Raw genomic sequence first — 21,778 nt, forward strand, 5'->3', positions numbered from 1 at the left:
GGATTGACTGCACGCCTGACCGGCATGCGCCGCGCATTCCTGCTGGGGCTCGCCCTGTGGGCCGGCCTGCTGATGGCGCCCTTTCCCGCTGCCGCCACCAGCCTCAGCGTGGCGCCGCTGCGCATCGTGCTCACACCGCAGCGCCCGGTCGCCTCGCTCACGATGGGCAACGCCGAAGACACCGAAGTCGCGGTGCAGGCCGAGGTGGTGGCGTGGTCGCAGCAGGACGGGCGCGATGTCTATGAACCCACGCGCGACGTGCTGGTCAACCCGAGCATCTTCCGGCTGCCGCCGGGCGGGCGGCAGATCGTGCGCCTCGGATTGCAGGTGCCGGCCGAGGCCGCGGAGCGCAGCTACCGCATCTTCTTGCGCCAGCTGCCGCGCGACCAGGCCTTGCCGGCGGACGGCGGCGAGGGCGCGAAAGTGCAGACGCTGCTGCGCATCGGCGTGCCCGTGTTCGTGCCGCCGCTGCAGCCGCGCCGCGCGCTGCAATGGTCGCTGCAGGCCGACCGCGGCGGACGCTACAAGCTGGTGTTCGACAACCAGGGCAGCGAGCACATCCAGGTCACGCAGCTCGTGGTGCGCCGCGAGGACGGCACCGAGCTGCTGCGCAAGAGCCTGTCACAGTACGCGCTGGCCGGGCGGTCGGCCGGCATCGACATCGAGTTGCCCGCCCTGCCGCCCGACACCCGCCTGCAGATCGAGGCCGCCACCGATGCACCCGAGGCCTCGTCCGGCGCTACCGTGCGCGTGCCCCGTGCGCCTGCCACGCCACGCTAACCTGTGGGCCTGTTGCGGCTGGCTGGGCCTGCGCGTGGCCTGCGCACAGACCGCCTCCATCGATGCGGCGGGCGAGGTGCAGCCGGCGATCCTCGACGTGCGCATCAACGGACTGAGCCAGCCGGCGCCGCGACCGCTGCTGCGGCGCGGCACCCAGCTGCTGGCGTCCGAGCCCAACTTCGCGGCCTGGCGCCTGGTGCGGCCTCCCACCGCGGCGCTGCGCCGCGAGGGCACCGACTACTACGACCTGCGCACGCTGCCGGGCGCGCAGCTGCAGCTCGACGAAGGCGCGCAAAGCGTGGACCTGAGCGTGCCCGCCGAGGCGTTCACGCTGGGCACGGTGCACGCGCATGCGGGCGACCGCCCGCCGCTGTCGCCCTCGGCCTTCGGCGCCTTCCTCAACTACGACCTGGCCTTGCAGCACGACCGCGAAGGCACGCGTGCCTCGGGTTACTTCGATGCGGCGGCCTCGGGCGAATGGGGGCTGGCGGGCACGAGCTTCGTCGCAGGCCAGTCCGCGTTCGGCGGGCGCGGCACCAATCGGCTGGACAGCTACTTCCGCCGCGACGACCCGGCCCGGCTCACGCGCCTCACCGTGGGCGACGCGGTCACCCAGGCGGCTGCGTGGTCCACGCCCTTTCGCTTCGGCGGCGTGCAGTTCGGCACCCGCTTCGGCTTGCAGCCCGGCTACATCAGCTACCCGATGCCGACCCTGCGCGGCGGCGCGGCCGTGCCGTCGGCGGTGGAGGTGTACGTGAACGACACGCTGCGCTACCAGCGCCGCGTCGACGCCGGCCCGTTCGCGCTCAGCGACGTGCCCGTGCTCACAGGCGCGGGCGAGATGCGCTTCGCCGTCACCGACGCGCTCGGCGTGCAGCGCACCGTGACCACGCCGTACTACGTGAGCTCGAACCTGCTGCGCGCGGGGCTCTCCGACTACTCGCTCGAAGCGGGCTGGACGCGCCTGCGCTACGGCGAGCGCAGCTTCGACTACGGCCCGCCGTTCGTCGCCGGCACCTGGCGCCATGGCGTGAACGACAGCGTGACCGTCGAGGCGCGCGGCGAAGCCAGCGCGCGCAGCCAGACCGCGGGCGGCGGCGTGACCTGGGTCTGGGGCACGCTGGGCGAGTTGTCCATGCACGGCGCCGCGAGCCGCAACCGCGACGGCGGCAGCGGCCGCCTCTGGCGCGCCGCCTACACGCGCACCAGCGACGAGTGGAATTTTTCGGCCAGCCGGCAGGTGGCCAGCCGCGGCTTCACGCAGATCGCCTGGCAGGACAGCCCGGTGCACACCAACGCACAGACCCAGCTGTTCGCGGGCCGCTCGCTGGGCCGCTACGGCACGCTGGGCGCGAGCCACACGCGGCTGCGCTACAACACCGGCGAGCACATCGGCGTGACCACGGCCAGCTGGTCGATCGGCATCGGCGGCAATGCATGGCTCGGCACCTCGGTGGCCCACACGCGCCAGGACGGCAAGCCTTCCGTCACCTCGGTGAGCGTGAGCCTCACCTTCACGCCCGGCGAGCGCCAGCACGCCACGCTCTCGGTGCAGCAGCAGAAGCCGGGCGGCCATTCGGCCGTGGCCGAGTGGGTGCAGCAGCCGCCCGGGGACACGGGCTGGGGCTACCGGCTGCGCGCGGCCGGCGGCGAGAACGCGCGCAGCGAAGCCAGTGTCGATTGGCGCGGTCGCTACGGCATGCTGACGGCCGAGGCCGCGCGCGCCCAGGGCCAGACCGCGGCACGCGTGCGCGCCAGCGGTGCCGTTGGCTTCGCGGGCGGGTTGGCCTTTGCCACGCGCCAGTCGGACGACGCTTTTGCGCTCGTGACCGTGCCCGGCGCCGCGAACGTGCAGGTCTACCGCGAGAACCAGCCCTGGACCACCACCAACAGCGAAGGCCGCGCCGTCGTCTCGGGCCTGCGCGCCTACGAGCCCAACCACATCAGCATCGACAACGCCGACCTGCCGATCCAGGCACAGGTGCGCAGCGACGCACTGCGCGTGGTGCCGCGCCACAAGGGCGTGGCGCAGGCGAGCTTCGACATCGCGCGCGACGTGGTGGCGAACGTGACGGTGCTGCTGCCCGACGGCAACCCGCTGCCGCCGGGCATCGATGTGATGCGGCCGGCGCGCGGCACGTCGTTGCTGTCGGGCTTCAACGGGCTGGTGTCGGTGGACGATCCGCAACCGCACGAGCGCTTCGAGGCTCGATGGAAGAGCGGGCATTGCCGCTTCACGCTGGGCGCGCCCGACCGCGCTGCCGGCGCCCTGCCTTCAATGGGACCTTACCGATGCGAACCCGTGTCGTCGTTCCCGCGCTGACCGTTGCACTGGCGCTGGCGGGCCTGCTGGCCCCGGGCGCGTCGCTGGCCGCGTGCTCGGGCGTGGGCGTGTTCAGCTGCAGCGCCACCGTCAGTGCGACAGCGCTGGCCTTCGGCAACTACGACCCGGCCGTCGCGACGCCCAAGGACAACACCTCGACCGTGACCGTCGCCGGCACGGTCACGGGCCTGGGCATCCTGGTGACGCTGTCGTTCACGATCAGCCTGGACGCGGGCTCGGCCGGCAACATCACCAGCCGGCAGATGGTGGGCCCGGTCGGTGCCACACCGCTGGGCTACAACCTCTACACCACCAACGCGCGCAGCACCGTCTGGGGCCTCAACAGCATCAGCGACAGCTACAGCGCGCTGGCGACCCTCGGTGGCGTCACCACGCTGCGCCCCCACACCGTCTACGGCCGCATTCCGGCCGCTCAGTACGTGGCGCCGGGCGCCTACAGCAGCACGATCACGGTGACCGTGACCTACTGAAAGCTCAACCGTTCAGCATGCCCGCCAGGCGCTTGGCGATGAGTTCATCCGCCTGCGCCATGATGCGGTCGATGAGCTCGGCGCAGCTGGGCACGTCGTGGATCAGGCCGGCCACCATGCCGCAGCTCCAGGCGCCGGCGTCCATGTGGCCCTCGGTCATCACCTTCGGGTAGATGCCGGCGACCTGGTCCATGATGTCGTCGATCTTCAGCGCGTCGCCCTTGATGCGTTCGATTTCGATGAGGCGCTCGACGCCCGCGTTGTTGATCACGCGCTCGGTGTTGCGCAGCGACCGCATGATCAGGCGCGTGTCGAGCTCCGAAGCGTTCACGATGGCCTGCTTCACGTTGGCGTGCACCGGCGCTTCCTTGGTTGCGATGAAGCGCGTGCCCATGTTCATGCCCTCGGCGCCCAGCGCGAGCGCGGCCACGAGGCTGCGGCCGTCGGCCATGCCGCCCGAGGCGACGAACGGGATCTTCAGTTCTTCGGCCGCGCGCGGCAGCAGGATCATGTTGGGCACGTCGTCTTCGCCGGGGTGGCCGCCGCACTCGAAGCCGTCGACGCTCACCGCGTCGCAACCGATGCGCTCGGCCTTGAGCGCGTGGCGCACCGAGGTGCACTTGTGGATCACCTTGATGCCCGCGGCCTTCAGCGCGGGCATGTAGGCCTCGGGGCTGCGGCCCGCGGTTTCCACGGCCTTGATGCCGCCTTCGACGATGGCGGCGATGTACTCGGGGTACGGCGGCGAGGCAAAGGTCGGCAAAAAGGTGAGGTTCACGCCGAAGGGCTTATCGGTCATCTCGTGGCAGCGCGCGATCTCGCGGGCCAGCAGCTCCGGCGTCTTCTGCGTGAGGCCCGTGATGATTCCCAGGCCGCCGGCGTTGGAGACGGCTGCAGCCAGCTCGGCAAAGCCGACGTAGTGCATGCCGCCCTGGATGATCGGGTGGCGGATGCCGAAGAGTTCGGTGATGCGGGTTTTCAAGGGAACGTCCTTTGGTCGGGGTTGCTGGGAAGAGAGAAAGAAAAAAATCAGGGCGGCGAGATGACGCGCAACACATCGCGCGCCATCGCCTTCATCCAGGCCGCGTCGCTCTTCAGCGCGGGCTCGGCGAAGGTCTTGGCAAAAGTGGGCCGCGCCATCTTTGCGTAGTTCAGCGTGCCGAAGATGAGCGTGAGCACCACCACGGCCGACAGGTCGTCGCGCACGAGGCCGGCCTTCTGCGCCGCGGCCACCAGCGCCAGGCTGGCCTGCAGGAAGCCTTCGAGCGGCCGGGTCTGCGCATGCTGGATGCGCTCGGCGTTGTCGAGCAGTTCGCGCGTGACGAGCTTGAAGCCCGTGGGCCGCGCGTGCATCCATTCGACCTGCAGCGCGACGAACGCCTGCAGCCGCGCGGGCAGGTCGGGGGCCGCTTCGACGCGCCTGCAGATGCGCGCCGTCAGGTCCTCCGCCTGCTTTTCGAGCACGGCGCGGTACAGCACCTCCTTGCTCGGAAAGTGGTGCAGCAGCCCCGGGTTGCCGACCTCGCAGTCGCGCGCAATGGCCGACAGCGACGCGCCCTGGAAGCCGTGGTCGGCAAAGTGCTGCTCCGCGCGCGCGAGGATTATTTCTTTGCGGGAAAGGGCAAGGGTGGCCATCGGTCGGTTCTGGAGAGCGTCACGCTGAAGCGCGCATGCCGCGACAACGCGACCGGCGATCAGACGCGATGCGCGCCATTCTTTCTTGTGTCTTGTGGTCTGGTTGTTGCACGCGCGACACCGCCCCGCGTCAGCGTGCGGCGGGCATGGCCGCCACCTGCTGCGCCAGTTGCGCATGGAAGCGCGGCGCGGCGTACTCGAAGGTGCCGAAGCTCAGCGCGTCGTTCGCGCCCGATGCGAGCCCGGCCTGGATCGATTCGGCCAGCGCGTAGTCTTCCGCGAGCGTGCGGCGGTACAGCGCGACGTTGGCGTCCCAGTGCGCCGTTGCCTTCTCCGACGCTGGCGTTTCAGGAATCAACGTGAGCTCGTGCACCCGCGTGCGCGTGGCGCCCAGCGGCTCCAGCATGCTGAGCTGCGCGTGGTCGGGCTGCACGAGGATGGTCGTGTTGGGAAAGAAGAAGTAGGTCAGGTTGCCGAAACGCCGCGGATCGAAACCGGCGGCGTCGGGCGCGTGTTCCTGAAACTTCGCCTTGAGCAGGTACAGCCGCCGGTTCAGGTCGAACTCGTCGATGACCTGCAGGTTGTGAAGGAACATGTGGGCGATGGTCTCGCGGTGCGCCACCTTGAAGTGGTACGCCTCGAAGGAGCCGTCGACCAGCAGCTTCCAGTTGGCCTCGACCTCATAAGTGCGCGGCGCATAGGCCACGGGCGCACGCAGCCCGGCCAGCGATTCGAGGTTGTCCATGAGCGCACCCAGGTGCGCGCCGGGGTCGCTGTCCGCCAGCGACGGATCGCACACGACCCAGACCACGCCCGCGCGCTCGACCGTGGCGAGCTGGCGCAGGCCCGACTCTTCCTGCCTCAGGCAGGGAAAGCCGAACGATTCGGGCACGCCGCGCAAGGCGCCATCGGGCTTGTAGGTCCACGCGTGGTACGGGCAGACGAAGGCACGCGCCTCGCTGCCGCTGCCCTCGGGCACCACGCGCGCGCCGCGGTGGCGGCACACGTTCAGGAAGGCCTGCACCTGCCCGCTCTCCTGGCGCACCAGCAGCAGCGGCACGCCGGTGTGCGTGAGCGACAGCCACGCGCCCGGCGAGGCAATCGATGCGCTGGAAGCCACCGGCTGCGGATGCCGCTGCATCAATCGCCGCTCGTCGCGCGCAATGGCCTCGTCGGTGTACTGGCCGACCGGCACGCGCTCGCCCTCCCCTTGCGCGTCGGCGCGCCCGGCCTGCAGGGCCGTGGTGGCGCGGCGATGGAGTTCGGCTGCGAAGTTCTCGCTCATCGGGGGGCTTTCTGTGCGATGCGATGCGGCCCAACGAGCCGCGCGATCGAACCAGTCTACCGACTGACCAGTCGGTACGTCAACCGCCCCCGGGACAGCGATATCAGGCCGGCTTGCGCAGGAAGCCCTGCTGGGCGCCGTTGCGGTTGGGCGCGAAGCCGTTGGCCTGCAGCGTCTCTTCGGTGGTTTCGTAGAACACGCCGATCTTCATGATCTCGCGCGCCTGCTGCGCGGTGGCGATGGGGCGGCCGAACTCGGTCGAGATGCGCACCAGTTGCTTGATCTGTTCGACCGAGCTCATCTTGCCGGTGCGGGTCTGGTTCCAGAGCACGTCCTCGATGCCGCAGCGCACGTGCAGGCCCAGGGCGATGCCGATCATGTTCACGGGCAGCACGTTGAGCACCGAGCTCTCGACCGTGACCACCGAGCCGTCGGGTGCGGCTCGCAAAAAGTTGGCCAGGTTGTAGATGTTCGCCTGGTCCATGCCGCCGCTGATCGCCACCCAGTTCATCACCAGCGGGCCCTTGTAGACGCCGCGGCGGATCATCCGCTCGATGGTCTCGAAGCTGTTGATGTTGTAGCACTGGAACTCGCTCTGGATGCCCGCGGCCGTGAGGCGGCGAATGTGCTCCTCGACCCAGCTGGGGTTCGAAGGAACGATCATGTCCTTGTAGGTCGAATACAGCCGCGGGTCGCCGCGCGACAGGCCCTTGAAGTCGTCCAGCCCCGCGTGCTCGGTCACGTTCATCTGCGTGGTGTTGACGGTCACGGTCACCTGGTCGGGCTTGGGCGTGAGCTCGGCCAGCATGTGGCGCGTGTCGTCGCTGAGCCACTTGGCGGCGGAGCCGTCGTCCTCGGGTGCGAAGCTGATCGAGCCACCCACCTGGATGACCATCTCGGGCACGCGGGCACGCACGCCGGCGATCAGCTCGTTGAACATCGACAGGCGCTTGCTGCCCTTGCCGTTGGCTTCGCGCACATGCAGGTGCAGCACGGTGGCGCCGGCTTCGTAGCAATCGACGGCCTTCTGGATCTGCGCTTCCATCGTGACCGGAATGTCTTCCGGAAAGTCGGCGGGAATCCACCCCGGCGCATAGGGCGCGGCCGTGATGATCAGGGGTTGCTGGTTCTCGGGATAGAGGTGGCCGTCGAGGAAGTTCATGAGGGGGTGTCTCCGGTGGGATGGTGGTTCTTGCACCCCCAGTTTCTGGCGCACCTGCGAAAACTTCTTGCTCATCGGGGGCGCGGTTTTGTCTTTCTGGGGCATTGGAACGGCGCGTGCCGGAACGGGTTGCGCTGTCGCGATCCGGCAAGTCGCCGACGCGTGGCGCCAAGCGCTGGACGCCACGACCGCCCACAATCGGGCCATCATCGAGAAACTGAAACTCAAGATCAGCCCCGAGTGAGCGCGGGGCCTCTGCACAAGCCACCATGAAACACCTCGGTCGACTGATGCGCAGCGCGACCCTCAGCGGCTACGTGGAGCTGGTGCAGTCGCTCGGCCGGGACCCGCATGCCTTCATGCGCACTGTGGGGCTGAAGGCCCAGCTGCTCGAACACCCCGAGACGCTGATCCCCGGCGACGCGGTGCGCGAGCTGCTCGAGATCACCGCGCGCGCCACGCGCACCGAAGATTTCGCGCTGCGGCTGGCGGCGCAGCGCAAGCTCTCGGCGCTGGGGCCCATCAGCGTCGTGCTGAAAGAGGAGCCCACACCGCGCGACGCGCTCGACACGCTGGGCCGCTACCTCAAGCTGGTGAACGCCTCATTGAGCTTTCGCCTCGAGGACACGGGCGACATGGTCATCATCCAGGAAGACCTGCTGCCCAGCCCCGGGCTGCCGATGCGCCAGTCGATGGAGCTGGCCGTGGGCATCATGTTCCGCATCCTCAGCGAACTCATCGATCCGCAGTGGCGACCACAGCAGGTGTGCTTCACGCACCGCCCGCCGGCGGACGTGTCGGCGCACCGCGCCTTCTTCGGGCGCCACGTCAAGTTCAACCAGGATTTCAACGGCCTCGTGTGCCTGGCGGCCGACCTGCGCAAGCCGCGCGAATCGGGCGACCAGGGCGCGGCGCGTTTTGCGCGCGAGTACCTCGATGCGGCGCTGAAAGACCGCGGCGAGAGCACGCGCGAAGCCTGCCGCGAACTCATCCTCGCGCTGATGCCCGGCGGCGGTTGCACGGCGCAGGAAGTGGCGCGGCACCTGCGCGTGGACCGCCGCACGCTGCACCGCCGGCTCGAGGCCGAAGGCTTCACCTTCAGCAGCCTGCTCGACCATGTGCGCTCCGACCTCGTGAAGCGCCACCTGCGCGACAGCGACCTGCCGCTGAGCGAGGTGGCCGAGCTGTTGGGCTTTTCAGGGCCCAGCAGCTTCAGCCACTGGTTTCGCAATCAGTTCGGCTGTAGCGCTTCGCAGTGGAGCAAGCAGACGGCCGGCGCGGTGGCTCAGGGCGCGGTGCGCGCGTTCTGAGGCGCGATATCTTCGAAGCGCAGAGCATGCGAGAGGCTCTCGAGCAAGCGCCAGAAGCCGTGAGTGAAACGCGCCTTCATCACCACGCTCAAGCCGCCTTGCGCAGGAAGCCCTGATTGCCCCCGTTGCGGTTCGGTGCGAAGCCGTTGGCCGCGAGCGATTCTTCGGCCGTCTCGTAGAACACGCCGATCTTCGAGATCTCGCGCGCCTGCTGCGCCGTGGCGATCGGTCGGCCGAACTGGCGCGAAATGGCCACCAGTTGCGCGATCTGCGCCACCGTGCCGATCTTGGCCGAGCGCGTCTGGTTCCACAGCACGTCCTCGGTGCCGCAGCGCACGTGCAGGCCCATCGCAATGCCCATCATGTTCACGGGCAGCACGTTACGCACCGAGCTTTCCACCGTGAGCACCGCGCCGTCGGGCACCGCACGCACGAAGTTCGCGAGGTTGTAGATGTTCGGTGCGTCCATGCCGCCGCTGATCGCCACCCAGTTCATCACCAGCGGGCCCTTGTAGACGCCGCGCCGCATGAGCCGTTCGACCGACTCGAAGCTGTTGATGTTGTAGCACTGGAAGGCGCTCTGGATGCCGGCCTTCGTGAGACGGCGGATGTGCTCCTCGACCCAGCCCGGCTGCGCCGGCACCGTCATCTCCTTGTAGGCCTCGTAGATGGCGGGAATCTCGCGCGAGGTGCCCTTGAAGTCCGCCAGCTCGGCGTGCTCCGTGACGTTCATCTGCGAGGTGTTGACGGTCACCGTCACCTGGTCGGGCGTGGGCTCCAGCTCGGCCAGCATGTGGCGCGTGTCGTCGCTGAGCCACTTGGCCGCCGCCCCTTCCGATTCCGGCGCGAAGCTGATGGAGCCGCCGACCTGGATGATCATTTCGGGCACGCGCGCACGCACGCCGGCGATCAGCTCGTTGAACTTCGACAGCCGCTTGCTGCCCTTGCCGTCGAGTTCGCGCACATGCAGGTGCAGCACGGTGGCGCCGGCGTTGTAGCAATCGACCGCCTTCTGGATCTGCTCTTCCATCGTGACCGGGATCTCGCCCGGGAAGTCGGAAGGCAGCCAGCCCGGTGCATAGGGCGCGGCGGTGATGATCAGCGGCTGCTGGTTTTCGGGAAAGAGGTGGCCGTCGAGGAAGTTCATGGCGTGCGTCTGTCTGGTTGCGATGCGAAGGTCGGAAGGGAGCGCACGGCTCAGTACGGCACGTCGCCGACGATGCCGGCGCGTTCCATCTTTCGCGGCGCGGGCCAGTAGTCGTTCAGCGCGTAGTGCTGCGTGCAGCGGTTGTCCCAGACGACCACGTCGCCCGGTTGCCACGACCAGCGCACCTGGTACTCGGGAATGGTGGCGCGGCTGAGCAGGTAGTTCAGCAGCAGCGCCGCACCCGGCGTCTTGTCGATGCCGTGGCGCACGTTCTCGGGGGTGCTGTAGTTCACGAAGTGCGTGGTGAAGCTGCCCACGTAGAGCACCTTCTCGCCGGTCTCGGGGTGCGTGCGCACCACGGGGTGCTCCACGGGCGGGTTGTCCTGGCCCAGCTTGAGGCGGGCTTCCATCGGCATCACGGCGCCGAACGAATGCTCGATGCTGGCCTTGGCGCGCAACTTGGCGATCTTCTGCTTGATCTCTTCGGGCAGCTCGTCGTGCGCCTGCACCATGTTCACCCAGATGGTGTCGCCGCCGATCTCGGGGCATTCGATGCAGCGCAGCACCGAGCCCTGCGGCGGCGTCGTGCGCCACAGGCCGTCGCAGTGGTAGGTGTTCTCGTAGCTGTGCTTGTTGTCGCTGCGATGGATGAGCACCAGCCCCGGATGGTCGGGGTCGGAGCCGAGCACCGGGTGGTCTTCCAGCGCACCGAAGCGTTTCGCAAACGCCACGTGCTCGCCGCGCGTGATGTCCTGGCCGCGAAAGAACAGCACCTTGTGCTTGAGCAGCGCGGCGCGGATCGGTGCAAAGCGCTCTGCATCGCGCGCGGCCTCGCCCAGGTGGACGTCGGTGATTTCTGCGCCGATCGACGGCGTGATGGGTCTGATCTTCATGAGAGGTCTCCGGTGGAATGGCGGGTGCCGTTCAGTTCGCCTGGATGCGGTACTTCTTGACGATGGCGGCGTTGCGCTCGGACAGCGCCCGGGTTTCGACCATCAGCGCGGGCGTGTCGATGCTCAGCTCGGGCTCCAGGCCCACGTCGTTCAGCTTCTGCAGCACCGAAGGCACCTGCGCGGCCTTCTCGATCGTGGCCTGCAGCCTGGCCAGCACGTCCGCCGGCAACTTGGCGGAGCCGATGAAGCCGACCCAGCCGCGGAACTGCAGGTCGGGGTAGCCGAGCTCGGTGGTGGTCGGCAGGTCGAGCAGGAAGCGCGAGCGGGTCTTGCCGGTGAAGGCATAGGGGCGCAGCTTGCCGGCCTTGATGAGCGGCATCGAGGTGAGCATGCCGTCGAACATGACGTCGACCTGGCCGCCCAGCAGGTCCTGCAGCGCGGGCGGCGAGCCCGCATAGCCCACGTGCTGCATGTCCAGCCCGGCGCGGTCGCTGAGGATCAGGCCGGCGTACTGCGACACGGTGCCGGGGCTGTAGCTGGCGAAGCTGCTCTTGCCCTTGCGCTTCTTCAGTTCGGCGACCAGGCCCTGGAAGTCCTTGGCCGGAAAGTTCGCGGCCGTGACGAGCACCACGCCCGAGCGCGCCACCGAGGCGATGGGCACCACGTCCTTCAGCGGATCGAAGGGCATCTTCACGAGCTGCGGCGTTTCGGCCAGCACGTTGCTCGCGGCCATCACGATCGTGTGGCCGTCGGCCGGTGCCTGCAGCATGGCTTGCAGGCCGATCGAGCCGCCAGCGCCGGGCCGGTTCTCGATGATCACGGGACGGCCGATGTCCAGCGCCATCTGCTGCCCGACGACGCGGGCGACGATGTCCATCGTGCCGCCCGGCGGCGCGGGAACGATGAGCTTGAGGGGCTTGTCGCCCAGTGCCCAGGCCCCGAGGGCCATCGAGCATCCGACCAGCGCCACAGCGGCGGTGCGAACAAAGTGAAGCAGTTTCATAGGGTGTCTCCGGTTCTTGTGTCACGCAGGCCTCGGTGGGCCAACGCCGCCAGTATCCGGCGCACCTCGCCCTCGGTTCTTGCTTTATTGGGACGTCCGCTTGTCGATTTGGGACATCGCCAAGACCACGCTTCCCGCGGTGGCGGTGCGCCGCAAGAATCCGTTCCATCCCGCATTCAGACACCCCAGGAGACGCACCATGAACCAGGCCATCCGCTTCCATGAAACCGGCGGCGCCGACGTGCTCACGCTCGAACACGTCGAGGTCGGCGAGCCCGGCCCGGGCCAGGCGCGCGTGCGCCACAGCCTCATCGCCGTCAACTTCATCGACATCTATTTCCGCACCGGACGCTATCCGCTCGCACTGCCCAATGGCCTCGGCTCCGATGCGGTGGGCGTGGTCGAAGCCGTGGGGCCGGGCGTGACCGACGTCCGCGTGGGCGATCGCGTGGGCTACCTGCTCGGGCCGCAGGGTGCGTACTCGCAAGCGCGTGTGATGCCTGCCGACGTGCTCATCCCGCTGCCCGATGGCATCTCCGACAGCACCGCCGCCACGCTGATGATGAAGGGCATGACGGCGCAGTACCTGTTTCGCCAGGTCTATCCGCTGAAGGGCGGCGAGACCATCCTGTATCACGCAGCGGCCGGTGGTGTCGGCCTCATCGCCTGCCAGTGGGCCCGCGCGATGGGCGTCACGATGATCGGCACCGTCAGTACCGACGAGAAGGCCGCGGTTGCCAAGGCCAACGGCTGCACCCACACCATCGTGACCTCGCGCGAGAACATCGCTCAGCGCGTGCGCGAGATCACGGACGGCAAGGGCGTGCCGGTCGTGTACGACTCGGTAGGCAAGGACACGCTGGAAGCTTCGCTCGATTGCCTGCAGCCGCGCGGCACGCTGGTGAGCAACGGCACGTCGTCGGGGTCCGTGGTCCTCGACACCAAGGTGCTCGCGGGCAAGGGTTCCATCTGGCTCACGCGGCCGGCGATGGTGCACTACATCCATCCGCGCCCACACATGCTGAGCATGGCCGACGAGCTGTTCGGCCATGTGCTTGCTGGTCGCATCGTGAGCGAGCCGCAGCAGCGCTTCGCACTCGCCGATGCAGCCGAGGCGCACCGCGCACTCGAAGGCCGCAAGACCACCGGCGCGACCGTGCTCGTGCCCTGAGAAAGTGCGGCACCGTGTCTTGCCTGGTCCGCGCAGCAAGTCTCACCCACTACCGCGAGGTCGCGCGCGCCAGCGGACTGGACCCGGCGCGCATGCTGCTCGACGCCGGCCTGAGCCCGCGCGTGCTGGACGAACCCGACCTGATGATTCCGGTCGACCGCCTCGCCGCGCTGCTGCAGGCATCGGCCGAGCAGTCGGGCAACGAGGGCTTCGGGCTGTGCATGGCCGAGGGGCGGCGGCTGTCGAACCTCGGGGCCGTCGGCCTGCTGATGCGCGAGCAACCGACGCTGCGCGATTCGCTGGCCGTGCTGATGCGCTACCTGCCGCTGCTCAACGGCGCGCTGTCGCTGATGGTCGAGGACTTCGACTCCGTGGTACTCATCCGCGAGGAAGTGAAGCCCGGCAAGGCGAACCGCGCCACGCGCCAGCGCATCGAGCTCGCGCTGGGCGTGATGCTGCGCCTCATGCGACAGTTTCTCGGCGCCGACTGGCAACCCCGGCGCGTGTGCCTGGCGCATCCCGCGCCGCGCGACCTGCGCACGCACCACCGCGTGATGGGCCCGGCCGTCGCGTTCGAGCAGGACTTCCACGGCATCGTCTGCGCGCGCGAAGACCTGGACACGCCCAACCCCTCGGCCGACCCGGCCATGGCGCGCTATGCGCGGCAGCTGCTCGATGCGGCAGTGCAGCCACCCGGCGAGGCGCTGCCCGACGACGTGCGCAGCACGGTGCTGCTGCTCCTGCCCACCGGGCGTTGCAGCATCGCGCAGGTGTCGGCGCACTTGGGCGTGGAGTGCCGCACGATCCAGCGCCGGCTCGCGGACGACGGTCAGAGTTTCTCGGCCATCGTCAACGACGTGCGCAAGGAACTCGCCGTGCGCCATGTGCTGGAAAGCGACCGTCCGCTGGCCGAGGTCGCGGGCCTGCTCGGCTTCTGTGCGCCCAGCGGGCTGTCGCGCTGGTTCCATGCGCAGTACGGTTGCAGCGCGAAGGACCGCCGCGCGCAGCGGGGTGCGCGGCGCCCCGCTTCGGCCTCGCGCGATTGACGAGGAGAATCGCTCTTCCTCCCACGAGCAAGAGCGAGCCTTGGCCACCTTCCCGCCCCCCGATGCGACCGGCGTTCCGCGCGACCTGCTGCTCAAGGTGACGCCGCCCCGTGTCCCGCGTCACCTCGTTTCCCGCGCACGGCTGCTGTCCAGCGCCGACGCCTTGCGCGACCACGCCGTGTTCGTGGTGCAGGCGCCGTCGGGCTTCGGCAAGACCTCGCTGCTCGCGCAGTGGCGCCTGGAGTACCTGGGCCAGGGCGTGCCGGTCGGCTGGGTCTCGGCGCAAAGCCAGGACGATCCGGGCCGGCTGGTGCAGAGCCTGGCGCTGGCACTGCGCGTCGCCATGGGCCGCCCCACGTTCGGGCGCAGCGTGTTCGAGGACGACCGGCCCGGCACGCTCGGCAGCGTCACCGCTTTGCTGGCCGAGCTGGCGCAGGCGGCGTTGAACGTGGTGCTGGTCATCGACGAGGCCGACCGCCTGCCGCCCGCCACGCGCGAGGCACTGGCCTACCTGCTGCGCAACGCGCCGCCCAACGTGCGCACGCTCATCGCCACGCGGCCCGACGGCCGGCTCGACATCGAGGACCTCGTGGCCTACGGACAGTGCGTGGAGATCGGCCCGGCGCTGCTGAAGTTCAGCCTCGACGAGACGCTGCAGCTGGTGCAGGCGCGCTTCGGCGCGCGCGTCGACCGCAACACGGCCGCGCGGCTGCACGAGCTGACCGAGGGCTGGCCGTTGGGCCTGCAGCTGGCGACGACAATCATCTCGCGCGGGGCCGATGCGCACGCGGCGCTGTCCGACATGACGGCCGCCGCCGGCGAACTGCAGGGCGAACCGGTGCGGCTGCTGCTGGTCAACCTCGACCCCCAGGATCGCGACTTCCTGGCCCGCATCGCCGTGCTCGACCTGCTGCATCCCGACTTGTGCCGCGCCGTCTCCGGCGTCGACGATGCCGCGGCGCGGCTGGCCCGGCTGAGCAACGACACGCCGGTGTTCGCTGCCGCCGAAGGGGGCGAGTGGCTGCGCATGCATGCGCTGGCGCGCGACGTGCTGCGCCAGCGTTTTGCCGCGCTCGATGCCGCCGAACAGGTGGCGGCGCACGCGCGCGCCGCGCAGTGGCTGGCCGCGCACGACCTGCTCGACGAAGCCGCCCACCATGCGTTGAGCGCGGGCCAGCACCAGACCGCCTACGAGCTTGCGGAGCGCAGCCTGTACGAATCCCTCATGCGGCGCGGCCGGCAGGCCACGGTGCTCGAATGGATGGCGCAGATGCGCGCCGACGAACTCGACCGCCGCCCGCGCCTGCTGCTGGCCGCGGCGTGGACGCTGGCGTCGAGCGAGCGGCACGAAGAAGCCGGCCGCTTCGTAGCACGCATCCTCGCGCAGCCCGATGTGGGCGACGCCCTGCGCTGCGAATGCGCGCTGATCCTCGGCGGCGCTGCCGTGTTCGCGGACGACCCCGACCGCTTCGTGGAGTTGCACGCGCCGTGGACCGAGGCCGTGCCGCTCACCGATCCGCTGCTGCTGCAGTCGCATGCCAACCGCATGGCCTACCGCGCGCTGCTCGAAGGCGAACCGGCCCTCGCGCGCCTGCGCCAGCAGCAGGCCCTGCGCGGGCACCCGGGCCACGGCGTCGACTACATCCGGCGCTGGAGCGAACTGGTCATCGGTCTGAGCTATGCGTGGGAAGGCCAGGTGCTGCTGGCCGAACAGCTGTTGCGGCCCGCCGTGGCCGGCGCCGAGGCCGAGATGGGCCGGCGCCACCGCTTCAGCTGCAACCTGGCCGCGCTGCTCGCGTCGGTGGCCTGGGAGCGCGACCTGCCGGGCGACGCCGCCACGCTGCTGGCCGACCGCCTCGACGTGCTCGAGCACAGCGGCCTGCCCGAATCGCTGTTGCAGGCCTACCGCACGGCAGCACGCATCGCGGCGGCCGAAGGCGCGGAGCACCGCGCGCTGGAGCTGCTGAACGCGCTCGACGCGGCCGGTGCCGCGCGGCGCCTGCCGCGGCTGCGCATCGCCAGCCTGGCCGAGCAGGTGCGCCTGCACGCGCAGCGCCACCGCGCCCAGACCTGCCGCGAGCTGTGCGAGCGCATCGACGCGCAACTGGCCGACCCCACGCTGCCGCAGGGCCCGCTGTGGCGGCGCAGCGTGGAAGCGCTGCGCGACGTGGCTCGCGCCCACGCGGCCATCGCCGCGCGCGACTGGCCCGACGCCCTGGCGCAACTCGCGCGTGCCGACGAACAGGCGAGACAGCGCAAGCAGGGCGGCCTGCACATCGAGCTGCTGGGCCTGCGCGCACTGGCGCTGGAGCGCTGCGGCCAGCCCGCGCAGGCGCTGCTGCGCGAGGCGATGGACCTGGCGCGCGCCTTCGGCCTGCAGCGCGTGCTGTCCGACGCGCACCCCGAGCTGGGCGCCTGGATCGGCACGCTCGCGGCCGAGGGCGCGCAGCCCGAGATCGCGATCGCACCGCCGGTGCCGCCCGCGCCTGTGGCCGCAGCACCGATGCCGCACGGCGCCGTGCTCACGCCCAAGGAGGGCGAGGTGCTGGCGCTGCTGGCGCGCAACCTGTCGAACAAGGAGATCGGGCGCGCCATGCAGGTGGGCGAAACCACCATCAAGTGGCATGTGAAGAACCTGTTTTCCAAGCTGGACGCGGGCACCCGCACGCAGGTGGTCCAGCGCGCGCGCATCCTGGGACTGCTCGCCGCGGGGCACTGAGGACTCGCCGCCGAGCACTGAGGGTTTCTCCCTCCCCTTTCGGGGCGGTTCCCCCTCCTGCGAGGAGGGGGCGCGCGCAGGGGCCCCGACCTATTCTTGTTCCCAGCATGGTCACCGCCGCACAGCGGCAATTCACGACCGGCACAGGAGACAAGACACATGGGTTCCACGATCCAGCCAGGCCCCTCGAACGGGGTCGCACCCGCCGTGCACACGCGCGGCATCCAGGTCCACCCCGTGACCTGCGCCATCGGCGCCGAGCTGCGCCATGTGTCGCTGGCCGAGGCCTCGCGCGACGCGGGCCTGGCGGCCGAGATCCGCGCGCTGCTGGTGCAGCACAAGGTGCTGTTCTTTCGCCAGCAGGAACTCACGCGCGCCGAGCACGTCGCCTTCGCCCGCCACTTCGGCGCGCTTGAAGACCATCCCGTGGTCGGCAGCGACCCCGAGCACCCGGGACTCGTGCGCATCTACAAGAACCCCGAGACGCCGGTCGACCGCTACGAGAACAGCTGGCACACCGACGCCACGTGGCGCGAGAAACCGCCCTTCGGCTGCGTGCTGCGTTGCGTCGAATGCCCGCCCGTGGGCGGCGACACGATGTGGGCCAACATGGTGCTGGCCTTCGAGAAGCTGCCCGCGCACATCCAGCAGCAGATTGCGGGGCTGCGCGCGCGCCACAGCATCGAGTCCACCTTCGGCGCCGCGATGCCGATCGAGAAGCGCCTGGCGCTGAAGGCCCAGTTCCCCGATGCCGAGCACCCCGTGGTGCGCACGCACCCCGACACGGGCGAGAAGATCCTGTTCGTCAACGGCTTCACGACCCACTTCACCAACTTCCACACGCCGGCCAACGTGCGCTACGGGCAGGACCACCAGCCTGGCGCCGCGATGCTGCTGGCCTACCTCGTGAGCCAGGCGCAGATCCCCGAGTACCAGGTGCGCTGGCGCTGGCAGCCGGGCGATGTGGCCATGTGGGACAACCGTTCGACCCAGCACTACGCGGTCATGGACTACCCGCCCTGCCATCGAAAGATGGAACGCGCCGGCATCGTCGGCGAAGCGGTCTTCTGAGCGGGCGCGTCCTGCGCCCTTGTCTTCCTTCTCTTCCTTTCTCCCGAGGTCTTGCCATGAACTTTCTCGACGGCCATCTGTTCCCCGAAAACCAGCAGCCATTGATCATCACCGCCGCGCCGTATGCGCCGTCGTGGGTGCCCTCCGACTTCCCCGAAGACATCCCGGTCACGATGGAAGCGCAGATCCAGAAGGCGGTCGACTGCTACAACGCCGGCGCCACCGTGCTGCACCTGCACGTGCGCGAACTCGACGGCCGGGGCAGCAAACGCCTGTCGAAGTTCAACGAACTGATCGCCGGCGTGCGCGCGCGCGTGCCCGAAATGATCATCCAGGTCGGCGGCTCGATCAGCTTCGCGCCCGAGACCGACGGTGCGGCCGCCAAGTGGCTCTCGGACGACACGCGCCACATGCTGGCCGACCTCGACCCCAAGCCCGACCAGGTCACGGTGACGATCAACACCTCGCAGATGAATGTGCTGGAACAGTTCGACATCCGGGACATCCAGGGCACCTCGATGGAAGACCCCGCCGTGTTCAATGCCTACAAGGAGATGACGGTGCCGGCCCAGCCCGGCTGGGCCGAGGAGCACATCCGCCGCCTCACGAAGGCCGGCATTCAGAGCGCGTTCCAGTGCTACAACATCAACAGCTTCGAGTCGGTCGAGCGGCTGATCCGGCGCGGCATCTACAAGGGCCCGCTGGTCATGAACTGGGTGGCCATCGGCGGCGGCATGGACGCGCCCAACATCTACAACCTGGCGAACATGACACGTGCCGTGCCCGACGGCGCGGTGCTCACGGTGGAAAGCTCGGTGCTCAACGTGCTGCCCGTCAACATGATCGGCATTGCCATGGGCCTGCATGTGCGCACCGGCACCGAGGACAACCTCTGGAACCAGTCGCGCACCGCCAAGATCGGCACCGTGGCACAGATCGAGCAGCTGGTGGCCATCTCGCGCCAGTTCGGCCGACCCATCGCGACGGCGCAACAGGCGCGCGAGATTTCCAAGATCGGGGTCTTCTACGACACCGTGGAAGAGACGCTGCTCGCCAACGGCTTTGCGCCCAATCGCAACGGCGCGCAGCAGGGCTTCCTGCGCAAGGCGGCCTGAGCACCACGCACCGCCGGCACAAACAAGAACACCTGGAGACATCGCGTTGAAAAAGACTCACAACATCCTTCGCCGCCTGAGGCCATGGGCGGTCGCCCTGGCCGCCGCGCCCGTGCTCGCCCATGCCTGGACCACCAAGCCGGTACGGATCGTGGTGCCGGCGCCCGCGGGCGGCACCATGGACGTCGTGGCCCGCGTGTTGTCCGAGGCGATTTCGGCCGAGATCGGGCAACCGGTGATCGTCGACAACAAGCCGGGCGCCGGTGGCGCCATCGGGGTGCAGGCGCTCAACAGCGCGCCGCCCGACGGGCAGACCATCATGTTCATGGTCAGCAACATCCTGACCGAGATTCCGCTGGTGATGAAGACCAGCTTCGACCCCGTCAAGGACGTGAAGCCGGTGACCATGGTGGCGCGCTCGGCGATGGTGCTGGTGAGCGCGCCGACGGTGCCGGCCAACGACCTGAAAGGCCTCATCGCCTACCTGAAGACCGGCAAGGGCAGCCCGGGCAGCTACGCCTCGTACTCCGCGGGAACCAGCTCGCACTACGCCGGCGCCATCTTTGCGAGGAAAGCGGGGCTGGACCTGCAGCATGTGCCGTTCCCGGGCTCGCCGCCGGCGCTGCAGAACCTGATGGGCAGCCAGGTCGACATCCTGTTCGACGGCATCGTCACCTCGCTGCCGCTGATCAAGGCCGGCAAGGTGAAGGTCTTCGGTGTCGGGGCCAAGACCCGGCTGGCACAGCTGCCGGATGTGCCCACGATGGCCGAGCAGGGATTCGACGAGATCGACTTCTCGAACTGGGCCGGCGCCATCGTGTCGGCCAGGATGCCCGACGAGCTCGTCAAGCGGATCAATGCGGTCCTCACGAAGGCCGCCTCCTCGCCGAAGGTGCGAGAGCGGCTCATCGCGCAGAACTTCATGCCGATGACCAGCGAGAGCCCCGAGCAGCTCGCGAAGATCACGCATGACGAGTACGAGCGCAACGCGCGGATCGTCAAGACCTACAACATCCAGCTCAACCAGTGAGCGTGCAGGCTGCCATGACCGCTCCCACCGTCCTCATCGTTCCCGGCCTGCGCGACGCCGTCGCCACCCACTGGCAGACCCTGCTCGCCGCACGCCTGCCGCGCGTGCGCGCGGTGCCGCCCATGGGCCGCGACGACCTCGACTGCGCCGCGCGCGTCGAAGCCATCGAACGCGAGGCGCAGGCGGTCGACGGCCCGCTGGTCATCGTGGCGCACAGCGGCGGTGTCGTGATGCTGGCGCACTGGGCGCAGCGCACACGCCGGCCGGTGCGCGGCGCGCTGCTGGCCACGCCGCCCGATTTCGAACATCCGATGCCCGAGGGCTACCCCAGCGTCGAGGCCTTGCGCGCCAGCGGCTGGCTGCCGGTGCCGACCGGCACGCTGCCGTTCCCGAGCATCGTGGCCGCGAGTCGCAACGACCCGCTGGCTTCGTACGAACGCGCCGCGCAGATGGCGCAGCGCTGGGGCAGCCGCCTCGTCGACCTCGGCGAGGTCGGCCACCTCAACCCCGCCTCGGGCTACGGCGAATGGCCGGGCGCGCAGGCGTTCATCGACGAACTCTCGGCGGGCTGAACCTCTTCTTGCCCGCCTGCTCTTCACACCGAGAAAGAAACTCCCCATGGTCCAAGCCATCCGCTTCCACGAGACCGGCGGGGCCGACGTGCTGAAGCTCGAACACGTCGAGGTCGGCGAGCCCGGTCCGGGCCAGGCGCGCGTGCGCCACAGCCTCATCGCCGTCAACTTCATCGACATCTACTTCCGCACCGGGCGCTATCCGCTCGCACTGTCCAATGGCCTCGGCTCCGATGCAGTCGGCGTGGTCGAGGCCGTGGGACCCGGCGTGACCGACATCCGCGTGGGTGACCGCGTGGGGTATCTGCTCGGGCCGCAGGGTGCGTACTCGCAGGTGCGCGTGATGCCTGCTGATGTGCTGATCCCGCTGCCCGATGGCATCTCGGACAGCACAGCGGCCACGCTGATGATGAAGGGCATGACCGCGCAGTACCTGTTCCGCCAGGTCTATCCATTGAAGGGTGGCGAGACGATCCTGTACCACGCAGCGGCCGGTGGTGTCGGCCTCATCGCCTGCCAGTGGGCACGTGCAATGGGCGTCACGATGATCGGCACCGTGAGCACCGACGAGAAGGCGGCGGTGGCCAAGGCCAACGGCTGCACGCACACCATCGTGACCTCGCGCGAGAACATCGCCCAGCGTGTGCGCGAGATCACGGAAGGCAAAGGCGTGCCGGTCGTCTACGACTCGGTCGGCAAGGACACGCTGGAGGCTTCGCTCGATTGCCTGCAGCCGCGCGGCACGCTCGTGAGCAACGGCACGTCGTCGGGGTCCGTGGTCCTCGACACCAAGGTGCTCGCGGGCAAGGGCTCGCTGTGGCTCACGCGGCCGGCGATGGTGCACTACATCCATCCGCGCCCGCACATGCTGAGCATGGCCGACGAACTGTTCGCTCACGTGCTGGCCGGTCGCATCGTGAGCGAGCCGCAGCAAAGCTTTGCACTCGCCGACGCCGCCGAGGCGCACCGCGCACTCGAAGGCCGCAAGACCACCGGCGCGACCGTGCTCGTGCCCTGAACACCCC

The 21,778-nt window shown here is 69.2% G+C and carries 19 protein-coding genes; 12 read left to right on the forward strand and 7 right to left on the reverse strand.

Features of this window, described 5'->3' with window-relative positions; genetic code table 11:
- Positions 1-3: 3 nt before the first annotated feature.
- The 3 genes from RZE79_RS24905 to RZE79_RS24915 are packed head-to-tail and all read left to right on the forward strand — an operon-like array spanning position 4 to position 3,594.
- Positions 4-780: a fimbria/pilus periplasmic chaperone gene (locus tag RZE79_RS24905; RefSeq protein ID WP_319357261.1), complete on the forward strand. Its 777-nt coding sequence runs from the start codon at positions 4-6 to the stop codon at positions 778-780.
- Positions 758-3,103 carry a fimbria/pilus outer membrane usher protein gene (locus tag RZE79_RS24910; RefSeq protein ID WP_319357262.1) on the forward strand — a complete coding sequence of 782 codons (2,346 nt, stop codon included), beginning with the start codon at positions 758-760 and terminating at the stop codon, positions 3,101-3,103. The genes RZE79_RS24905 and RZE79_RS24910 overlap by 23 nt, the downstream gene beginning before the upstream one ends.
- Complete coding sequence (locus RZE79_RS24915; RefSeq protein ID WP_319357263.1) at positions 3,073-3,594, forward strand: spore coat U domain-containing protein; 522 nt, start codon at positions 3,073-3,075, stop codon at positions 3,592-3,594. Before RZE79_RS24910 ends, RZE79_RS24915 begins: the two co-directional genes overlap by 31 nt.
- A 4-nt stretch (positions 3,595-3,598) precedes the next feature.
- On the opposite strand, the gene RZE79_RS24920 is transcribed toward RZE79_RS24915, so the two are convergent.
- The 4 genes from RZE79_RS24920 to RZE79_RS24935 all read right to left on the reverse strand — a co-directional run bounded on the left by RZE79_RS24920 (position 3,599) and on the right by RZE79_RS24935 (position 7,676).
- Positions 3,599-4,576, reverse strand: coding sequence for a nitronate monooxygenase family protein (locus RZE79_RS24920; RefSeq protein ID WP_319357264.1), 978 nt, complete (start codon positions 4,574-4,576; stop codon positions 3,599-3,601).
- Between the two features lie 47 nt (positions 4,577-4,623).
- Positions 4,624-5,229 carry a TetR family transcriptional regulator gene (locus tag RZE79_RS24925; protein WP_319357265.1) on the reverse strand — a complete coding sequence of 202 codons (606 nt, stop codon included), beginning with the start codon at positions 5,227-5,229 and terminating at the stop codon, positions 4,624-4,626.
- Positions 5,230-5,359: 130 nt separating this feature from the next.
- Complete coding sequence (locus RZE79_RS24930) at positions 5,360-6,514, reverse strand: SRPBCC family protein (RefSeq protein ID WP_319357266.1); 1,155 nt, start codon at positions 6,512-6,514, stop codon at positions 5,360-5,362.
- A gap of 103 nt (positions 6,515-6,617) precedes the next feature.
- A complete protein-coding gene (locus RZE79_RS24935; protein ID WP_319357267.1) occupies positions 6,618-7,676 on the reverse strand; it encodes a 3-keto-5-aminohexanoate cleavage protein in 1,059 nt (352 codons plus the stop codon).
- 269 nt (positions 7,677-7,945) lie between these two features.
- Here RZE79_RS24935 and RZE79_RS24940 point away from each other — a divergent pair, with 269 nt between their 5' ends.
- A complete protein-coding gene (locus tag RZE79_RS24940; protein ID WP_319357268.1) occupies positions 7,946-8,986 on the forward strand; it encodes an AraC family transcriptional regulator in 1,041 nt (346 codons plus the stop codon).
- Between the two features lie 88 nt (positions 8,987-9,074).
- Here RZE79_RS24940 and RZE79_RS24945 read toward each other — a convergent pair whose 3' ends face one another.
- Genes RZE79_RS24945 through RZE79_RS24955 form a run of 3 tightly spaced genes read right to left on the reverse strand, consistent with a single transcriptional unit; the run spans position 9,075 to position 12,029 of the window.
- Entirely contained in the window at positions 9,075-10,133 is a 1,059-nt protein-coding gene (locus tag RZE79_RS24945) for a 3-keto-5-aminohexanoate cleavage protein (protein ID WP_319357269.1), read from the reverse strand.
- A gap of 50 nt (positions 10,134-10,183) precedes the next feature.
- The gene (locus RZE79_RS24950) at positions 10,184-11,026 is read right to left on the reverse strand and encodes a TauD/TfdA family dioxygenase (protein ID WP_319357270.1); all 843 of its coding nucleotides are present in this window, start codon (positions 11,024-11,026) and stop codon (positions 10,184-10,186) included.
- Positions 11,027-11,057: 31 nt separating this feature from the next.
- Positions 11,058-12,029, reverse strand: a complete 972-nt coding sequence (locus RZE79_RS24955) for a tripartite tricarboxylate transporter substrate binding protein (protein WP_319357271.1) — start codon at positions 12,027-12,029, stop codon at positions 11,058-11,060.
- 199 nt (positions 12,030-12,228) lie between these two features.
- Here RZE79_RS24955 and RZE79_RS24960 point away from each other — a divergent pair, with 199 nt between their 5' ends.
- The 8 genes from RZE79_RS24960 (at position 12,229) to RZE79_RS24995 (ending at position 21,771) form a co-directional block, all read left to right on the forward strand.
- The gene (locus RZE79_RS24960) at positions 12,229-13,200 is read left to right on the forward strand and encodes a quinone oxidoreductase (protein ID WP_319357272.1); all 972 of its coding nucleotides are present in this window, start codon (positions 12,229-12,231) and stop codon (positions 13,198-13,200) included.
- A gap of 14 nt (positions 13,201-13,214) precedes the next feature.
- The gene (locus RZE79_RS24965; protein WP_319357273.1) at positions 13,215-14,246 is read left to right on the forward strand and encodes an AraC family transcriptional regulator; all 1,032 of its coding nucleotides are present in this window, start codon (positions 13,215-13,217) and stop codon (positions 14,244-14,246) included.
- Between the two features lie 40 nt (positions 14,247-14,286).
- Complete coding sequence (locus RZE79_RS24970) at positions 14,287-16,965, forward strand: LuxR C-terminal-related transcriptional regulator (protein WP_319357274.1); 2,679 nt, start codon at positions 14,287-14,289, stop codon at positions 16,963-16,965.
- 222 nt (positions 16,966-17,187) lie between these two features.
- Complete coding sequence (locus tag RZE79_RS24975) at positions 17,188-18,036, forward strand: TauD/TfdA family dioxygenase (RefSeq protein WP_319361285.1); 849 nt, start codon at positions 17,188-17,190, stop codon at positions 18,034-18,036.
- 56 nt (positions 18,037-18,092) lie between these two features.
- Positions 18,093-19,151, forward strand: a complete 1,059-nt coding sequence (locus RZE79_RS24980) for a 3-keto-5-aminohexanoate cleavage protein (protein ID WP_319357275.1) — start codon at positions 18,093-18,095, stop codon at positions 19,149-19,151.
- A gap of 46 nt (positions 19,152-19,197) precedes the next feature.
- A complete protein-coding gene (locus RZE79_RS24985) occupies positions 19,198-20,181 on the forward strand; it encodes a tripartite tricarboxylate transporter substrate binding protein (protein ID WP_319357276.1) in 984 nt (327 codons plus the stop codon).
- A 14-nt stretch (positions 20,182-20,195) separates the two neighbouring features.
- The gene (locus RZE79_RS24990) at positions 20,196-20,753 is read left to right on the forward strand and encodes an alpha/beta hydrolase (RefSeq protein WP_319357277.1); all 558 of its coding nucleotides are present in this window, start codon (positions 20,196-20,198) and stop codon (positions 20,751-20,753) included.
- 46 nt (positions 20,754-20,799) lie between these two features.
- Positions 20,800-21,771, forward strand: a complete 972-nt coding sequence (locus RZE79_RS24995; RefSeq protein ID WP_319357278.1) for a quinone oxidoreductase — start codon at positions 20,800-20,802, stop codon at positions 21,769-21,771.
- Positions 21,772-21,778: the final 7 nt, after the last annotated feature.

The sequence above is a fragment of the Variovorax sp. EBFNA2 genome, assembly GCF_033802765.1.
Taxonomy (GTDB): domain Bacteria; phylum Pseudomonadota; class Gammaproteobacteria; order Burkholderiales; family Burkholderiaceae_C; genus Variovorax; species Variovorax paradoxus_H.